The organism is Paenibacillus sp. FSL P4-0176, from assembly GCF_037975265.1.
In the GTDB taxonomy this organism is placed as follows: domain Bacteria; phylum Bacillota; class Bacilli; order Paenibacillales; family Paenibacillaceae; genus Paenibacillus; species Paenibacillus amylolyticus.
In genome coordinates this window covers 285,445-303,501 of sequence record NZ_CP150242.1, presented here as the reverse complement: position 1 = coordinate 303,501, position 18,057 = coordinate 285,445, and the positions used below count along the sequence as shown (strand labels likewise).

General features: G+C 47.1%; 12 protein-coding genes. 5 read left to right on the top strand and 7 right to left on the bottom strand.

All coding sequences use genetic code 11. The features are described 5' to 3' along the window. Nucleotides 1–130: 130 nt before the first annotated feature. Nucleotides 131–2,374, bottom strand: coding sequence for a glycoside hydrolase family 88 protein (locus tag MKY95_RS01365; RefSeq protein WP_076320085.1), 2,244 nt, complete (start codon nucleotides 2,372–2,374; stop codon nucleotides 131–133). A gap of 599 nt (nucleotides 2,375–2,973) precedes the next feature. Here MKY95_RS01365 and MKY95_RS01360 point away from each other — a divergent pair. Further along, nucleotides 2,974–3,801 carry a methyl-accepting chemotaxis protein gene (locus MKY95_RS01360; protein WP_017691152.1) on the top strand — a complete coding sequence of 276 codons (828 nt, stop codon included), beginning with the start codon at nucleotides 2,974–2,976 and terminating at the stop codon, nucleotides 3,799–3,801. Between the two features lie 162 nt (nucleotides 3,802–3,963). Here MKY95_RS01360 and MKY95_RS01355 read toward each other — a convergent pair whose 3' ends face one another. Continuing rightward, the gene (locus tag MKY95_RS01355; protein ID WP_076320084.1) at nucleotides 3,964–4,782 is read right to left on the bottom strand and encodes an endonuclease/exonuclease/phosphatase family protein; all 819 of its coding nucleotides are present in this window, start codon (nucleotides 4,780–4,782) and stop codon (nucleotides 3,964–3,966) included. A gap of 301 nt (nucleotides 4,783–5,083) precedes the next feature. Between MKY95_RS01355 and MKY95_RS01350 the strand changes: the two genes are divergently transcribed. Both MKY95_RS01350 and MKY95_RS01345 read left to right on the top strand, forming a co-directional pair. Continuing rightward, nucleotides 5,084–6,841 (top strand): hypothetical protein, encoded by a 1,758-nt coding sequence (locus MKY95_RS01350; RefSeq protein WP_339196462.1) that lies wholly within the window; start codon nucleotides 5,084–5,086, stop codon nucleotides 6,839–6,841. Between the two features lie 5 nt (nucleotides 6,842–6,846). Further along, the gene (locus MKY95_RS01345; protein ID WP_143781150.1) at nucleotides 6,847–9,867 is read left to right on the top strand and encodes a DEAD/DEAH box helicase; all 3,021 of its coding nucleotides are present in this window, start codon (nucleotides 6,847–6,849) and stop codon (nucleotides 9,865–9,867) included. Between the two features lie 115 nt (nucleotides 9,868–9,982). On the opposite strand, the gene MKY95_RS01340 is transcribed toward MKY95_RS01345, so the two are convergent. Next, entirely contained in the window at nucleotides 9,983–10,447 is a 465-nt protein-coding gene (locus MKY95_RS01340; protein ID WP_051447427.1) for a hypothetical protein, read from the bottom strand. A 384-nt stretch (nucleotides 10,448–10,831) separates the two neighbouring features. On the opposite strand from MKY95_RS01340, the gene MKY95_RS01335 reads away from it, so the two are divergent. Next, a complete protein-coding gene (locus MKY95_RS01335; protein ID WP_076320081.1) occupies nucleotides 10,832–11,515 on the top strand; it encodes a type 1 glutamine amidotransferase domain-containing protein in 684 nt (227 codons plus the stop codon). A gap of 104 nt (nucleotides 11,516–11,619) precedes the next feature. Here the strand turns inward: MKY95_RS01335 and MKY95_RS01330 are convergent, their stop codons facing one another. From MKY95_RS01330 to MKY95_RS01315, 4 genes are all read right to left on the bottom strand, one after another. Beyond that, on the bottom strand, nucleotides 11,620–12,579 hold the full coding sequence (locus MKY95_RS01330; RefSeq protein ID WP_076320080.1) for a 2-keto-3-deoxygluconate permease: 960 nt from the start codon (nucleotides 12,577–12,579) through the stop codon (nucleotides 11,620–11,622). A gap of 6 nt (nucleotides 12,580–12,585) precedes the next feature. Beyond that, complete coding sequence (locus MKY95_RS01325) at nucleotides 12,586–14,043, bottom strand: family 1 glycosylhydrolase (RefSeq protein WP_076320079.1); 1,458 nt, start codon at nucleotides 14,041–14,043, stop codon at nucleotides 12,586–12,588. Between the two features lie 79 nt (nucleotides 14,044–14,122). After that, nucleotides 14,123–16,051, bottom strand: coding sequence for a beta-glucoside-specific PTS transporter subunit IIABC (locus tag MKY95_RS01320; protein ID WP_076320078.1), 1,929 nt, complete (start codon nucleotides 16,049–16,051; stop codon nucleotides 14,123–14,125). A gap of 126 nt (nucleotides 16,052–16,177) precedes the next feature. Next, complete coding sequence (locus MKY95_RS01315; protein WP_256721350.1) at nucleotides 16,178–17,023, bottom strand: PRD domain-containing protein; 846 nt, start codon at nucleotides 17,021–17,023, stop codon at nucleotides 16,178–16,180. 313 nt (nucleotides 17,024–17,336) lie between these two features. Between MKY95_RS01315 and udk the strand changes: the two genes are divergently transcribed. Further along, nucleotides 17,337–17,969 (top strand): uridine kinase, encoded by a 633-nt coding sequence (gene udk, locus MKY95_RS01310; RefSeq protein ID WP_017691162.1) that lies wholly within the window; start codon nucleotides 17,337–17,339, stop codon nucleotides 17,967–17,969. The last annotated feature ends 88 nt before the right edge of the window (nucleotides 17,970–18,057 follow it).

Sequence of the window (18,057 nt, the reverse complement as noted above, 5' to 3'; positions counted from 1 at the left end):
CAGGAATGATATTCCCGGCGGTGATGATCCCGTCTCAAATATGATTACGGATATACAACCGTATTACGTGGAGCAGAAGACAACTTGTTGTATAGAAACGATAGTATGAAAATCAGACCTCGGTGGTCTGTCAGGAATGTGAGACGGCAGGTGAAGACACCCTGTGTTCAGCCAGATGTTTCTTCATTTTTGCTACTTCAGTTCCTGCCAGCATCATAATGCCTATTCCGTGATTGTCATTGGTAACGGTACGCAAGTCCTGATCATAATACTCTGCCGTAAACGCATATCGTGATCCGCTACACACGCCATGCACACTCCCTTGACGATCAATGGCTTTGCAGATAAGTCCCTTCCAAGCCCGCTCGGCAGCTGTGACGTAAACTTCAGGGTCTTTGAACCAGCCAAAGCGTACACCTCTCGCAAAACCATAGGCAAACATCGCCGTGCAGGAGGCTTCTTCATACGTCTGCGGAACATTCAACACCTGATGCCACAACCCGCTTTCCCCTTGAAGCGCTGCGTACCCCTCACACAGCTCATTGAAGAAATCTATTAAGGCTGGGCGCTCGGGATGCTCTGTTGGCAAAGCTTCCAATACCTCTGTCAAGGAAAACAGTGTCCAGCCATTTCCCCGTCCCCATGGAATCTGCGTTGCCTGTCCGTATTTGAAATCATACACATGGGACATGATCTTGAACTCAGGCATAAACAGATACTTCCGATACAGTGAAAATTGTCTGGCGGCTTCATCCAATGCGGCTGAGTTGCCTGTCACCCGTGCATAACGAACGAGAAACGGCGTGCTCATATAGAGGTCATCTGCCCACATGGTATTCTCGGCATACTCCCCTACACATGTGCGATAAAATGCACCATCCTCCTGCCGTTCCAGGCGGGAAAGCATGAAATCTGCAATCCGTTCAGCAATCGGAAGAAACGTTGGTTCATGACACTCTGAATACGCTTCTAGCATGGCCGAACCAAAAGAACCACAGTTATCCAGCATTTTCAGCATGACCAATTGTTGATTGACTGCCGGGAAACCATACTGCTCCCGATCCCATAAGGAGTATTCATACATCTGGGTACATGCCTGCACATGCTCAGCCGCATAACGTGTAATGTCCGGTCTTTGCAAATAACGCCCCGTCCGTAGTAGACCATATACAGTGACACCCAATGGATAATCCCAGCGACCATAATTGGTCACACTGCCCACTGTCCATTTGTTGCTTAACATCGCGTTCTCATAATAAGGTCTGATCCAAGCATCCGGTCGATCTAAGCGCCAATACGTCTGTTCTAGACCCGTTTGATACACTCGGTCCGTTCGAGTCAGATCCGCCAAGTCCGGTTCAACCTCCGACTCAAAAGGTCCAACATATAACCAAGACTCTCCATTAGCTCCGTGCACACGCTGAGGAAGTTCCAGTGAGAGCGGCTTGCCCGACACGGTTGCGTTCAAATTAAAATGCCAAGGTCCCGCCGTATCGTCATATTCACTTCGGACAAGCAGGTCACTCCGCCCAAAAGAGGCTGTTACATCCACCTCGAACGGACCCGCTTCCTTCACTTGCGCCACGGGCTTGCCGCTAATCCATATACTCAGAGAACCGGAAGATTGACCTGACAATCGCACCGCATTCCCGGTTGAATCGTTATTGTTCAGATGGGTCCAAGCATAAGCATGCTTACCAGCAAGATTTCCGAATATTCGCTCGAAAGCTGGCTTGGTTTTATCTTCGTCAGACCAACCTGTCTCAGGCAGCCAGTTCAAGCTGTAGTCTGCTTCTTTTCCCAGCAGGTCCGGTTGTTTACTCGTGGCTGGGTTCGGTTGGGAGAACACCCACCCCGCTTGCCCCTGTCTCTCCTGGAATGGAGCATATACATTCAAAATGCGCACTTTACCTTCATCTGAGCCAAACTGGCAGCCAAAGCCGGCAGGGGTGTTTTTCATCTCCAGCCAAATGGTGTTCCAACCAGGCTTGATGTCAATGCTGAGCTTCACCGTTGCATCAGGACTAATCTCATCCATTACGGTAGACCGATAGACCAACTGCTCATTGAAATAGAAACGAACAGGGCCATAACAACGGACCAGCACGTCCAGATTCCGGTCCTCGTCCCCCCAAACCAATGCAGCTGCGTAGGATATATGGTCTTTAGGTGCATCAGGAAAGCGTTTACCTAAATTCAGATCATAAAGCCCTTTTTCATTTTGCAAAATACCAGACTTTTGGAATACCCGATATACAAAATCAGCCTGTGCATTGGCTCCAATATACCTCTCGGCCAGTACCTTCAACACCTGATCCTGATCTTCTCCAAATCGGTAATACATGCTCTGTGGTTCACTGAAATAGGTCGTCATCGATGGCGCACATCCTTCTCCCGTTGAAATAAAGTCTTATATCATAGCATTCATACCATCCACACTGGAGCACCAAACTAATATGCAGTAATAAAGTATAGCGCTTAACCTAGGTGGGTAATCCCCTTACCGGGAAATAGGTATGTCCCTTGGTTATCTTCTGAATAGCCGAATAATAATCCCAGTATAACTGACATGTTCGGTGGTGGCTACAGATTTTTGATTACGCTTTCAAAAAATCAGAAAATTCGGTTTTTACTTCGCCAATTACACCTTCATTGGGACATTAATTCAAAAAACGGAAAATGTTACCGATATAGAAACTATATATGTTGAACTAATCATTTACACAGAAACGTAGAGGACAGAAAAAACTGAAAAAGCGAAGCGTTCGCCTAAAAGCTTTCTGAAAGAAAGCTGCATCGTAAGCATACGCTATCACCGGATTTTTCCCTTGAGAAAAGGGAATCAAAAAAATCTGGGGATAACAGCGATTGGAAGGTTATTCTGTCATCGGAGTGTACGTGTGAATATATCTTTAGTTCAACTTATATAGATTGAAAAATTCCACTTTTTGTATCGGGAAGGAAAGATGCACATTGAATACTCTTGAATCTCTGGTAAATGCTATGCCTTTTGTTAGCCAAATGTTTCGTGACGACATATCCATATCCATTAATGATCATGAGAAAGTATTGTATTTTTCCGAAGCAAAAAGTCTGGAGATTGGCGTGAAGGTTGGGGATGAGCTGCATGATGATTATAAACATTTCAAAATGCTGACTAACAGAGATTCCCGTACCGTGGCACGCATGCCTGGTGATCTGCAGGGCAGACCTTTTGATGCCATTCTAATCCCTATTAAAGAGAACGATCAGGTCGTGGGTATATTGGGTGTGAACTACGCACTGGATAGTCACATGACACTGGAAACGCTGATCCGTGAAAACGAAACAACCATTAATGCGCTCGTCGGCGGCATTCAGCAGATTGCTGCACATTCCGAAGAACTCTCCGCGACATCGGAAGAGATTCTGCGCAATTCCAAAAAAGCTTCAGAGAACTCGGTCAGTGTAAGTAAAGTAACAAACGTCATTCGTGAAGTATCGGAACAAACCAACCTGCTTGGACTCAACGCCATGATAGAGGCAGCCCGTGTAGGCGATCAGGGGGCCGGATTCGGTGTGGTTGCTAGTGAAGTACGCAAGCTGTCGGATCATACGAAGCAAGCAGCAGCTGATATCGAATCGTCCCTAGGCAGCGTGCAAGATTCCATGAAACATATGGAGCAGGAGATCGGTCAGATTACAACCGCAACAGTGGATCAGGCCAAGCTTGTTACCGAGTTCATGGAAAGTATCGAACAGCTTAGTGAGACAAGCGCGAATCTGAAAAAGTTCGTACATCAGATGCTGGCGCTCGAATAACAATAGAGTTCCACAACAGAAAGAACAAACGATATGAAATGTACATAACAAATGATTTAGAATGTGAAAAGCCTCCGCTGACTTCCCTTTACAGGAAGTCAGCGGAGGCTTTGTTTCGTACTTGCGGTGATATCACCTTTACGGTTTATGCTCACACGGCTGTTATATCTCTACAGCGACGCCAAAATGGTCAGATACTACCGGTCCGTTTTTACCGTTCAAGACCACGGTAGAAGATTTAGCCTGAATCGGACGATTGGAGAAAATATAGTCGATCCGAAGATCGCGTTTGTTATCTGCCCAGCCGGCAATGGCCTTCACCACGGTTGCTCCTTCATCCTTTTGCAATGCTGTGGTGTACAGGTCATTCCAGCCTTTATTCATCATATAATCATAGCCTTCACCACGCACTTCCGCGACATTATTGAAATCACCCATTATATATAACGGCTGGTCCATGTAGGGGGCAAGCTTGCTCTCCGTCAACTCCCACTGTCCCTTGAAAGGTTCCTGCGCATCATCCCACCAGTTATAATGTCCGTTCACAAACCAGGTTGCTTCACCTTGGACGACTGTCTGAATTCCCACAATCTTGCGTGTACGATAGTTGTTATAATCTCGCATGTGGGACACGTATTCCCCAAAAGCCTGCTTAATCGGCGTCCGGCTAAGGATCGCCAGTCCTTCATCGTATTTTTGAAACCCGACATGAGCCGGAATCCACGTCCAGTAATATTGCTCTGTCAGCTGCTGAAGCAGGACGTAGGCATAGTTGTCTTTTTTAATCACAGCATCGGATTCAGTAGCATAATACATCTTCAGTTCTTCTTCAGAAAGCGCCGCTTCCTGCATGGATTGGTTGACCTCCTGCATGGAGATCACATCAAATTGATGTGTATTAATAAAATCAGCCAGTTGACTGATCTTGTTCAGTTGATCCTCTTCCGCCCAGGCGTGTGTGTTTAACGTAAGTATTTTCATATGCTCTCTCCTGTTGTGTGTAGTATGGCCGTTTCCCCGGCCTGCATCGTTCCTGAAAGGAATACATACCATAAGCATACACAATATGGTGCAATCATGCATTCCGTCCGCCAGCAGAACCGACGTGTTCATCCTGATTCCAGTTGGTCTAAAATAACTTCAAATTCTTCATAACCCATGCACGGATTGGCTCATAACTGATATGATGGATACAACAAATTTACAACATCACGTCATAGACGTGGTGATTACTGAACCTATGTTTACCCCAGGAGATGGAATGATGAACATACCGAATAACATGAGGATGGATGATGCGCAGTGGCAACAGTTGATCAGGCAGGTTGCAGAGCATTTTAATAACCTGACGATCATGCGCGGATTCCAATATTATAAACAGAAACGTGTCGGACCATTAACCTATTCCGAACAACAAGGGATCTCGGCCGTTGTACAAGGATCGGAAGAGTACGAGGTCACACTAAGCATGCAATCCCTGACTACAAGTCATTGTACCTGCCCGGTGAGTTCCGTATGCAAACATATGACGGCTGTATTAATGAGTTATGCCGAGCAACTTGAGCGACCTGTCCATGCCATTGTGAATGCGCACTCCAGTACTGCACTCAAACAAACGACCAAACCCGTCGGGGCCATGTCCGCAGGAATATCCAGCTATGCAGATGCCGATGAACAACAGGATATGGACATTCCGGACAACCAATACAGCCAGATCAAGGAACGTGCAACAGAGCTTGCTGATCTCGAAATCTCGGAATGGCACGAACTATTCCACTCCTGTCTGAGACGGCTGGGGACTGGCACAGCAAGCACATCCTACGTACAGGAAGCAACGGACGAGCTGTATGCCATTAAACCAAGGCTGTCCGCTGCAATGGACCAACTTTTTGAACTACATGTGCAGCTGCACCTCATCCGATTCTGCGTGCCGCCGGCTCGTAACTCAATCACTCATACCCCCGTGTACTTGAGCTACCCTGCCCAGCTCGCGGTGGATGCACTTCAGAAAGACATTGAACGGATCTTTAACCATCCACTAGACCTGTCAGGTCTAAAGGGAAACAAGCTTGAACAACTTTGGAACAGACTGTCTGAAACCTCAGCTTATTTACGTAAACAGATGATGCCTGAGACAGCCAGCATGATGTTCTTCACTCCGATCTATCGACAACTGTGGTTGAACTGGATCGTACCTGAGCTGCAAGGGTCGCGGGACATGTTAGTGTCGGAACAGGCCATCTTAGATGATATAGAACGCAATATAACCGCCGCTTCGTCACCTTCCCAGTCAGGTGGGAGTGTCTTGGGTAGCGCTCAAAATAATGGAAGTAGTAGTGATAGACCAGGCAAAGCCGTAACACTGCCTTTACCACTCATACTCGCGCAGAGCTGGATGCACTTCCATCTGGGGCAAGATGATCAGGCATGGCAGCGACTCATCCATGGAAGCTCGGCCTACGGCTTCCCGCCAGAACAACTGTTGCATTTTCTCCATGTACTCGCAGATTCGGCTGAATGGAAGCGACTTGGGGATTGGTTGGTACAACTTGGCCCCCTTCTGGCGAATCGGCGTAATACACCTTTGAATGATTACATGCATCTATGGGATACGGCCATTCAACATCTGCCCGATGCAGAGAACCGTATGTGGGACACGCTTGTCAGTATGCTTCCCCACTCCCGCCCCGCCTACGAAGATGCTATGCATTCGCGTGGACAGTGGCGCAGATGGATTGATTTTCAGCTGAGTACGGGAACGGAACCTCTCGAATTCCGCGTAGCGATGCTGCAACCAATCGAAAAAGATGCACCTGAGCTGCTGCTTCCCTTCTATCATCAGGCAGTGGAGCGTTATATCGGACACAAAAACAGGGACGGATACAAAGCAGCGGTGAAGCTGTTGAAACGTCTGTCCAAAATCTATAAAAAAATGAAGCAAGAAGCGCACTGGGAGCAATTCATCACCACACTCGCCGTTCGTAACAGTCGGCTGCGCGCCCTGCAGGAAGAGCTTCGGAAAGGTAAACTGATCTCATGAGCTTAATTCATCCTTACACTGAAACGATTGAGGTTCACGTCGCTTTAACCGGATATGGCGATGCTTTGTTTTACGGAGCACTCAACACACACCACTTTGTACCGGGACAGTCGCTTAAGCAGCGATTGTTCGCTTGGCATGCGCCTTCCTTCTACGGGACCGAACTGGAAGTTCGGCAGATTGAGGAGATTGAGCTGGTTGTTCTGCCTGCGGAAGAAGTGATTCCCTTTTTTGCCGAGATGCATACGCTGCTTCATATTGAATGGAAGTGGGACGAGCAAGCGGAACATCTGATTCGACTAGCTCCAGCACTGGCATCCTCCATAGAGAAACGAAAATACGTACCTAGCTTCGAGGCATACCGTGCAGGACAGCTTCAGTGGACCTGGGACCCGGATAGCTTGAAAAAGCAGGATCGGGCATCGCTTACCAAAGCGATTCAGCAAACGGACGAGAGTTATGCCGAAGGACTTGGGGCGGCCTATTCCGCCTTTGTATTCCAGCGCTGGTACAGTTCGGAAGAAGCTGCAACGGATCTGCGGCGTGAATTCCCGCAGTTGTTCCCAGAGCGTGGCACTCTACCCAAGACAGCCGGGATGGATGCTCAGTCCTGGCTCGTATCCATTGGCTGGAAAGCAGATGCCGCACCATTCAGACCCATGCTGCAATTGCAGGAGCCGGACGAGGATGAGCCATCTTGGCGGCTGCGATTGGTGTTGCAGAACAAGCTGGATGCCGCTGTATTGGTGCCCGTCATGCTGGATTCACGGGGCAGACTTGAAGGTGAATGGCCAGAGGTATGGACACCGTTCATTCTGGATCGCTCGGCCGGATGGCTGGATCAGCTGCGTGCACATCTGCCGCGTCTTGGAAGCTCCATTAGTGGTAGGCGGGATGTGCTGAGTGATCCTTTGGGAGATCAGGAAGCCTGGCAGTTCCTGACGCAGGATAGCGGGCGGTTACTCGCAGCGGGCTGGCAAGTTCTGCTGCCTGGTTGGTGGGAAGCAGCCCGTAAGAAGAAACCAAAGCTGCGTGCTAAGGTACAGCCGGAGGAAGGCAGTGAACGGGGACAGTCTTTCTTTGGACTGGACTCGATTATTCATTTTGACTGGCGAATTGCGATTGGTGACACGGATCTCAGCGAAGATGAATTCGCCGACCTTGTTGCCCGTAATGAACGACTGGTTCGCTTCCGTGGAGAATGGGTTCCTCTCGACCCCGACCTGCTGGAACAGATACGTCGTGCCATGGGCGGTGTAGATCGGGAACAGGGACTCTCATTCCAGGATATTCTGCACCTGCATCTGCTGCACAATGAGCAACGGGAATATCGCAACCAGAAATGGAAGGAAGGACAACAAACCGAGGAAGAGCAGCCACCACAGGATGATCAGAACATTCGGCTGGAAGTAGAACTGAATGAGCACCTGAACCGGGTTATTGCACAACTCGGGGGCGGACAAGGCGGCGCACCTTCCCTGCCCATTCCGACAGGGCTTCATGCCGAGTTGCGATCGTATCAGAAGGAAGGTTTTGCATGGCTTGGTTTCCTGCGCAGATTTGGCCTTGGGGCATGTCTTGCCGATGATATGGGTCTCGGGAAAACCATTCAGTTCATCACGTATCTGTTACACATCAAGGATCATGAACCACGTAAGCCGGGACAAGCCCCGGTTCTTCTGATCTGCCCAACCTCCGTACTGGGCAACTGGCAAAAGGAAATTAGCCGCTTCGCACCCTCCATTAATGTCAGTCTGCATTATGGCGCACGCCGATTAAGTGGAGAAGAATTCCGGGATCAGACTGAGCAGGTGGATATTATTATCACGTCCTTTGCTACGGCTACACTGGATCAGGAGATGTTACAAACCTATACGTGGTCATGCATCTGTCTCGATGAAGCGCAGAATATCAAAAACGCCCAGACCAAACAGTCGCTGGCTGTCCGCAGCTTCCCTGCGAAACACCGCATTGCCATGACAGGTACGCCGATCGAGAATAGGTTGTCCGAGCTGTGGTCGATCTATGACTTTATCAATCCAGGATATCTGGGCAACGCCCGGGCATTCCAGACTCGCTTCATCAGTGCCATTGAAAAAGATAAAGATGAGCAGCGCATGCAGGATCTACAGCAATTGGTGAAACCATTCATGCTACGCCGTAAGAAAAAAGATCCCAATATCCAGCTTGATCTGCCGGACAAAAACGAGATGAAGACTTACATTCACCTTACGGGCGAACAAAGTGCATTGTATGACCAGTCCGTACAGGCCCTGATGGATAAAATGAAAGAGCTGGAAGGCATCAAGCGCAAAGGTGCCATTCTATCGGCGTTAACCCAGCTCAAGCAACTGTGTGACCACCCTCTGCTGTTGACCAAAGAGGCTTTGCCTGAGGAACTGCCTGAAGACGGCGCATTAACATCTGCTTATGACTTGTACAGTCCGCAAGATATGGCGATGCTGATTAGTCGCTCCGCAAAACTGGAACGACTGATGGAACTTGTCCGGGAATTGCGGGACGAAGGCGAGCGATGCCTTATTTTCACCCAATACATCGGTATGGGACAGATGCTGCAACAGGTACTGCGTCAGGAGTTGCAGGAGCCTGTGCTGTATCTGCACGGGGGTACCTCCAAAACGGCAAGGGATCGTATGATTGAGGAATTCCAATCCCGTACATTGCCTGAGGATAAGCAACCTTCCGTCTTCATTCTGTCCATCAAGGCAGGCGGTGTGGGGTTGAATCTGACCGCAGCCAATCATGTCTTCCATTTTGACCGCTGGTGGAACCCTGCTGTTGAGAATCAAGCCACCGACCGGGCTTACCGGATGGGTCAGACCAAAGATGTTCAGGTGCATAAGTTCATCTCTCTTGGCACATTGGAGGAGCGGATCGACGAGATGTTGGAGAGCAAACAGCAGCTCAGCGATAACATCATCACAAGCTCTGAGAACTGGATTACCGAATTGTCGACGGACGAGTTGCAGGATCTGTTCACTCGGCGTCGTGACTGGTCGGGCTAACTTGGATTAGATGATATATATCATAAAAAAAGAGAAACACAAAAAGAGCGAAGTTTCGGAATTTGAATTCCGACTTCGCTCTTTTTGTATTGTTGCAGCAGTTAATCATCCGTTCTTAACGCATGTTACCGATGATGGATGATCTCGAATCCTGCATTTTTTTGACAAAGTTTGTCATGACATCAAACGCTTCATTGCGCTTGTTGGACATGGACTGCAGACGAAGCATGTCCATCTGTTGCGAGTTGCTTGCAGCATCAATTTGACCTTTCAGCTTTTGAACAGCTGCTTCATCCCCGTTTTGCTGGGCTACCTGCAATTGAGAGTTCAACTCCGCGATCTGTTGATTACGGTTCTGTACTTCCTGGATTTGCGTTTGCAATTGCGCATCCAGCAATTTGGCGCGTTCGCTCTGAACCATCATCAAAGCCGTTTCGATATCCATACTGCTAATGTTGATAGGTGTTACGCCAGAGATGTTGGAGACTGAAACTGTGCTCGCTGAAGCTGAAGAGACGATGGATACTGCAGCAACAGCAGCAACTACTGTTGAAGCGAAAAATTTGCCTGAACGTTTCATGAATGTTCCTCCAAGTATATATGTAATTTGTACCAGTTTTTTGTTGGCATCTTCCGCCATTCTAAATCAAAAGAACTAGTTGTACAATCAAATTAACTTCAAATTTGAATTAATCTCAATTTCCCTTACACCCGCCTACCTCCGCTTACAATTTGAGTAAATTAAGCAGGGCATACTAAGTAAAAGTGCATTCTTACGGGCATATTTACTACGACTAGTTTGTTCTTTACTCCAACGCTTGAAAGTCACATTGGAGATTGACGATACGTTCATGATTTTACTTTAGAACATGGTTATGTTATATTCACTAATAGATTTTACACAATTTAATTTTGTGATATTTAATATAAATTGATGTTATATACTTTACGGGAGGTTTTTTATATGAAAAAGATACTGGTTGTTCTAACAAATGTAGATAAGTACGCAACGAAGGATGAGCCTACCGGCTTGTGGCTGAGCGAAGCAACTCACTTTATTGAAGAGTTTGACCATAATGACAATGTTCAGATCGATCTGGTTAGCCCTAAAGGTGGTAACGTACCTCTTGATCCGAAAAGCCTCGGCGATTCTCTGGATGAGAGCACCAAAGCCTATTTCGAGAACGAAACGTTCATGAACCAATTGAAAAATACGTTGAAACCTGGCGAAGTAAATGCGAGTGACTACGATGCAATCTACTTCACAGGAGGTCACGGTACAATGTGGGATTTCCCGGACAATGCCGAACTTCAAGAGCTTTCTCGTGATATCTATGAAAAAGGTGGCGTTGTATCCGGCGTGTGCCACGGGGTTACAGCCCTGTTGAATGTGAAGCTGTCCAACGGCCTGCTTTTGATCAACGACAAAACCGTTTCCGGCTTCACGAATGAAGAAGAAACATTGGCTCAACAAACCGAGTATGTTCCTTTCCTGCTGGAAGATGCTTTGAGAGAACGCGCTGCACAATATGATAAAGCTGCTGCCTTCGGTTCCTATGTCACAACAGATGGCCGCGTGGTCACAGGACAGAATCCGCAATCTAGCAAAGCTGTAGCTGAAAGTGTTAAACAACTGCTGGGTCTGTAAAATAAACCGATCGATCCCTCTCCTCCCCCAGGAGATCATATAGATGTACAAAGCAAAACAGCACGTGATCCGTCATAATCTGACAGAACACATGCTGTTTTTTTCTAGTGATTTGTCGAAGCAGAAGCTTCCGTTGCTGTTCCTCCAGCCAAACGCTTCACGATGTAAGGCACGGTCACCGACGTCAGGATCACGGCAAACGCAATCTGAGCGATAGCTGTGTCTACATATGGTGCATACGCCGGATTGAACCCGGCAGCCATCGAAGGCACCACCATGGATAATCCAGCAACCGAACATGTCGCAGCCGCTGCGTAACCGGGCCGTCTTAATATCGTGCGATCGATTCCAATGAGCGGCAACATACAGATCAGCAAAAATAACACGGTGACCAGCAAGCCGGACAGACTGGACTGAAATGCAATACGCAGATCAATATTGGACCCAAAGCTTGTACCTAGAAAAGGTAGCAGAATCAGTGTTCCCGGAGCAAACATCTTTTGTATGTTGCTATCCAGGTTACCAAGCAGTATCCCGATCAAAAAAGGTACTAGTGTAGCAAGTACACTGAGATAATCGATACCGACACCGCTTGCCGAATTCAATATCATGACCGGAATAACCGGTACGGCGATCAGATTCAGAATGCCAAACGCAGCCCGATCCACATCATCTCCATATGTGTTCATCAAGGCCAGATATAATCCTGGATTACAACTGGTCAGAACGGCAATGAAGGCTACCGCAGACACTCCCCCGACCCCACGTATGCCAAAAAAGTGTACAAACGCCCATCCGAACAGGCAGCTGATGAGGATGCGTGAAATACAGAGCACCCCTGCTCTCTTCAAGGTCACCAGAAGCTGTGACAAGTTAAGCTGTGTTCCTGATATCAGTAAAATCATACCGATCAGCACCATGGTACCTTTCGATGTGAACAGCGCTGTTGTTGGATCTCCGATCTGAAAAAATGATGGAAACACCGTGTTGATGACCGCGGCGGCCAGCATAGGAACAATCAGCAAGCCGCCGGGTATTTTTTGGATACGACCCAAAATGTTCATGGTGCGTTACAGTTCTGCTCCGTTGGTACGGATCACATTCTGATACCAGAAGAAGGAATCCTTACGATATCTTTTCAGCGTACCATTGCCGTAGTCGTCCTGATCGACGTAGATAAATCCGTACCGTTTGCTCATCTCGGAGGTCCCTGAACTGATCATGTCGATTGGTCCCCACATCGTGTATCCCAACACCTCGACCCCATCAGCAATGGCGAGTCCCATCTGTTCGATATGTTTGCTTAGGAAATCAATCCGGTAAGGATCGTTGATCGTTCCGTCTTCATTCAGTTTATCGTAGAAACCTGAGCTATTCTCCAGAATGAAGACAGGTTTTTGATACCGATCATAGACGAGATTAAGCGTATACCGCAGGCCAATCGGATCAATCTGCCACCCCCACTCGTTAGCGGGCAGATGCGGGTTTTTATATACGCTGTGTACATTACCTGCCGTTAGTTCGAGCTGCTCCGTATCACTGCTGGAAATCATCGAGTTGTAATACGACATCCCCACGAAATCAGCCGTGTGTGCACTAATGCTATCCAGATCGCCGTCCTCGATATTCAGCTGGATCTCCTTGTTTTTGAAATACGTTTTACTATAGTAAGGGTACTCGCCTTTATTGAGCACATCGAGATAGAACTGATTTTTCATCTGATCATCCTGTTGCATCTGGAGTGCGTCCTCCGGCTTGCAAGTGTAAGGATACGTTGTAAAATAAGCCACCATACTTCCGATCTGGTTATTCGGATCAATCTCATGTGCCATCTTGGTTGCTCTGGATGCAGCTACAAATTGATGATGCAACCCCTGGAACAACATTTCCTCATAATTTGGAGCATCATAATCAATGATTCCCAGCGTTTTGGCCGATGCTTTCACGCTCATGTTGATCTCGTTGAACGTCACCCAATATTTCACTTTGCCCTTGTAGCGATTGAACAGCACATCACAATAGTTCACATACAGATCGATCAATTTGCGGTTATACCATCCTCCGAACTTGTCCATCAGTACAATTGGTGTATCAAAGTGACTGATAGTGATCAAGGGCTCCATACCGTGTTTAAGACATTCATCAATAACCTGATCATAGAACTCTAATGCCTTTTCATTCGGAGTAGCATCGTCGCCACCCGGGAATACTCTGGCCCATGAAATCGAATAACGGAATACTTTGAAGCCCATCTCAGCAAACAAGGCGATATCCTCACGGAAGTTATGATAAAAATCGATTCCCCGGCGCTTCGGATATTTCACGGTATCCGGGTCATTCCTGGCCTCTTCAATCATCTCCCAATTAACCCTGATCTGCTTGGTCACTTTACGGTCGTTCTTCTCGTTAAATTTCATCACTTCTGGAATGGTCAGACTCTTACCATCTACATTATAAGCTCCCTCGGCCTGACAGGCAGACAGTGCACCGCCCCATAAAAAATCTTTTGGAAAATTGGAATTCGTCATTTTAGTTTCCTCCTGTTATTACGTGTTATTAAGACCATCTAGCTTGTAACTTGTAGCTTAATGAAAAGATGAGCAGTTCTTATGGAATCAGCTTGATCAAAGGTTCACTCTCCCGGATCGGGCCGCTGGTCGCTGTAGTCAGCACATCTCCGTACTGTTGCATGTTGGTTACCACAATTGATGTAATGGTGTTATAACCTGCTGACGTAATACCCTTCGGATCAAAATCAACCAATAAATCCCCTGCCTTGATTGTCTGTCCCTGTTCGATATGGGCGTTAAAATATTTCCCTTTCAGACTGACGGTATCCACCCCGATATGAATCAGGATCTCGACACCATTCGCAGCTTTCAATCCGATGGCGTGTTTGGTGCGATAAAGTGCTTCGACTACCCCGTCAAATGGAGCATATACCTTGCCATCTGTCGGAACGATTGCAATGCCTTTACCCATCAATTCTTGGGCAAACGCTTGATCCTCCACTTCAGAGATCGGTTTGATCTCCCCTGTCATTGGACTAACGATAAGCATGTCAGAAGAAGTGGATGTCTGTGATGATACGGACGCTGGAGTTACCTCTGTGGCAACTGCTACCTGATTGCTATTTGCTTTATTCGTAGCTTGCTGCTTCGATTTATTTCCATCTGTATCTTCCTTGATGCCCGCCAACAGCGTGAACACAAACCCGAGTACAACTGCGGCAACACAACCAATAACGACATACATGTAACGATCCGATGAATACGTGCCAATTGCCAATACACCTGGAAGTGAAATTGCATTCGCTGTTGTATGCACCAAGCTGTAGAATCCACCAACTAATCCTCCTGCCAGACAACCTGCGAAAAACGGACGTTTGTATTTCAGCGTTACACCATAGATCGCCGGCTCGGTAATCCCGAATAACGCAGTGAATCCACTCGAAGCAGCCGCTGATTTCATCGTTTTACTCTTCGTTAGGACAAACACACCGAAGGCTGCTCCAGCCTGAGCCAAATTCGCCGCCAGTGCCGTTGGTAACAGCACGGTTGCACCCAGGGTAGCCACTTGTTGAACCTGAATCGGCATGATGGCATAGTGCATACCGAACATAACCATGATCGGTTTGAAAAATCCAAGGATCGCACCAGCAAGAACACCTGCAGTGGAGAACAATGAGTTAATGCCATTCGTCAACCAGTCACCGATATATGAACCTACTGGTCCAAGCACGATCAGTTCCACTGGAATCATAATGAACAAAACAATCATTGGGGTAAGCAGGACCTGCAAAAACTTAGGAATTACTCGATTAACAATTGGATACACATAACTCATAATCCATACCGCCAAAATGATTGGAATGACGGAAGAGGAATATTTCATCAACAGAATCGGCATGCCGAGAAAATCAATACTGTTTACACCCGTCTCAGCAATCTGAGCCGCAGCGTTCAAAATGGTTGGATGCATTAGTCCCGCAGCAAGAGCTACCGCCAAATAGGGATTGGTTTTGAAACGGTTTGCTGCACTGACAGCCAGGAAGAACGGCATGAAGTAGAAAATGCAGTCCCCGATCATGTTAATGATTGTCAGGAAACCGGAGCCTTCTAGGTAACCCATGGCAGTTATAACGGTAGCCAAACATTTGATCATCCCGCAACCAACAAGTGCTGGCAGAACAGGCGTGAATATACCTGCGATGGTTTCAAGCACTACGTTGACGGGGTTACGTCTCTTTTTCGGTCCACTGTCTGTAGACTCCGTAAGCTCTCCAATCTTGTCAGAAGTTAGATTCTTCACTTCACTATATACCGCGTCTACTTTGGCACCGATAACAACCTGAACCTGTCCACCGGAATTTTGTGCCTTGAGCACGCCTTCGAGCTGATCCAGCGCCTTGAGGTCTGCTTTGTTATCATCCTTTAATACGAATCTCAAACGGGTTGCACAGTGTGTCAGACCCGATATATTTTGCTCGCCGCCAACGAGATCAAGTACGTTTTTAGCCAAGTCTTTGTTGTTCATGACCCTTCTCCTCTACATGAATAAATTGGATATATAAAAAATGACCAAGCCGGGGAATCGTCATTCCCTACGCTTGGTCATGCCTGATCGAATCAGTAACAGTCCAATATGGATTATTCGGTTAGTTCATTCCGTTGGTTCATTTGAGATCAATCGTTGGATATGCAGAATCAGATATAATTTTTCATCATCCGAACAGGTCCAGCCGTAATTATTTTTCAGGAAATCAGCAATCTTCTCCACACAAGCCAGTTCTTTCGGAAACCTCTCCTTCACCATCAGGAACAGCGATTCATTCTCATCCTTGAGGGACTTACCGCTCATCTGCCTCAGAATGAAATACCGGATATGTGTGGCAAAGCGCATGAAATGGATGGAATCCTCCTGAAAGTCAATTTTGAGCGCATATTTGATCACGGACAGGATCTCGCCCGTAACTGTGGTCACCTTGGTGGTATCCGTCATCTCTCCCGATCCAACCTGTGCATTAACAAAATGCAGAGCAATCAGTGTTGTTTCGGCTGTTGGCAGAGCGATATCCGTTTTTTCCTGAATCAGCTTCAGCGCAGCCTCCCCCACCCGGGTCTCGTCCGGATAGAGTGTCCGCACTTCCCATTCCAGTGGATTTTTGATACGGATGCCTTCTCTCGTTCGGGTTAATGCAAAACTGATATGGTCAGACAGGGTGAGAAGCAGATTCGGGTTAAATGTTTTATTCAGGATCTGACTGCCCAGCTTGATGACTTCCTCCGCGAGATAAATATCCTCAATCGGAATACTGTTCAGCAGGTCATACATACGGATATTCTTTGGTGCTACAAATATTTTCTCCACCAAGTCCGTCTCCGTCAGCTCATAGGGCGTTTTCAGAAATCCTACACCCTTGCCTACGACAAAAACCTCTTCGTTATGTTCATTAATAGCGATGGCTACGTTATTGTTTACTTTCTTGATAACCTTCAATGTTCTCACCCCCCAACAAAAATAAAAAAAGACCGAAAGCGATTACAGTAAAGCAATCGAATTCGGTCATGCCTGGTTTCCCCAGTAACAGTCCGTGTTATGAATATAAGTTTATTATAGTGCTGTTTTAAAAAAAGTCAATCATCCAATCCTAGGGAATACATCCCTCTCCAAGGCAGATGAAAAAAGCAAAGCGCTGTGGTACAATGAAGGAATTGTGTATTCACAGACAGACATGTGGGTAAAGATGCTGAATCGATTGTGGAACAGTGCTCTTTATCCATGACTATGCTGCCATTCTAGGGAGGCTTATGGAACAACCATGCTCATTATTGGTATCGCCGGAGGAACCGGCTCCGGTAAAACGACGGTAGCTCGCTCCGTTATAGACCGTCTGGGATCAGGTAAGGTTACGTTTATATCCCAAGACAATTATTACAAAGACCAGTCGCAGCTCACACCTGAGCAACGCCGACTCACCAATTACGATCACCCGTTTGCATTCGATAATGATCTGTTGATTGAGCATCTCACCCTGTTGAAAAAAGGCCAAGCGGCGTATGCCCCCGTATATGACTTCACCATAGATAACCGTGCTGCCAATGAGACGGTTGAACTGGCACCGAACCATATTGTCATTGTAGAAGGGTTACATGTGCTGATTGACGAACATCTTCGCAGTCTGATGGACATCAAAGTATTCGTTGATACTGATTCCGATGTGCGGATTCTACGTAGAGTACTACGAGACATTGAAGAACGCGGACGCACGATCCAATCCGTGTACAAGCAATATCTCGAAACGGTAAAACCAATGCATGATGCTTTTATCGAGCCATCCAAAAAGTATGCCGATATCATTATTCCAGAAGGCGGACATAATGAAGTAGGTATTCAGATGTTATCCATCCTCACCGAGAAATACCTCACCGGAGAGAATTGGAACGGCGCTTAATTTGTTTCAAAGCAACACAACAGAAATCTAGGTTACGATACAGCGTAATCTGGATTTTTTGTTGATTTTTCATTTATAAATAGTCCCC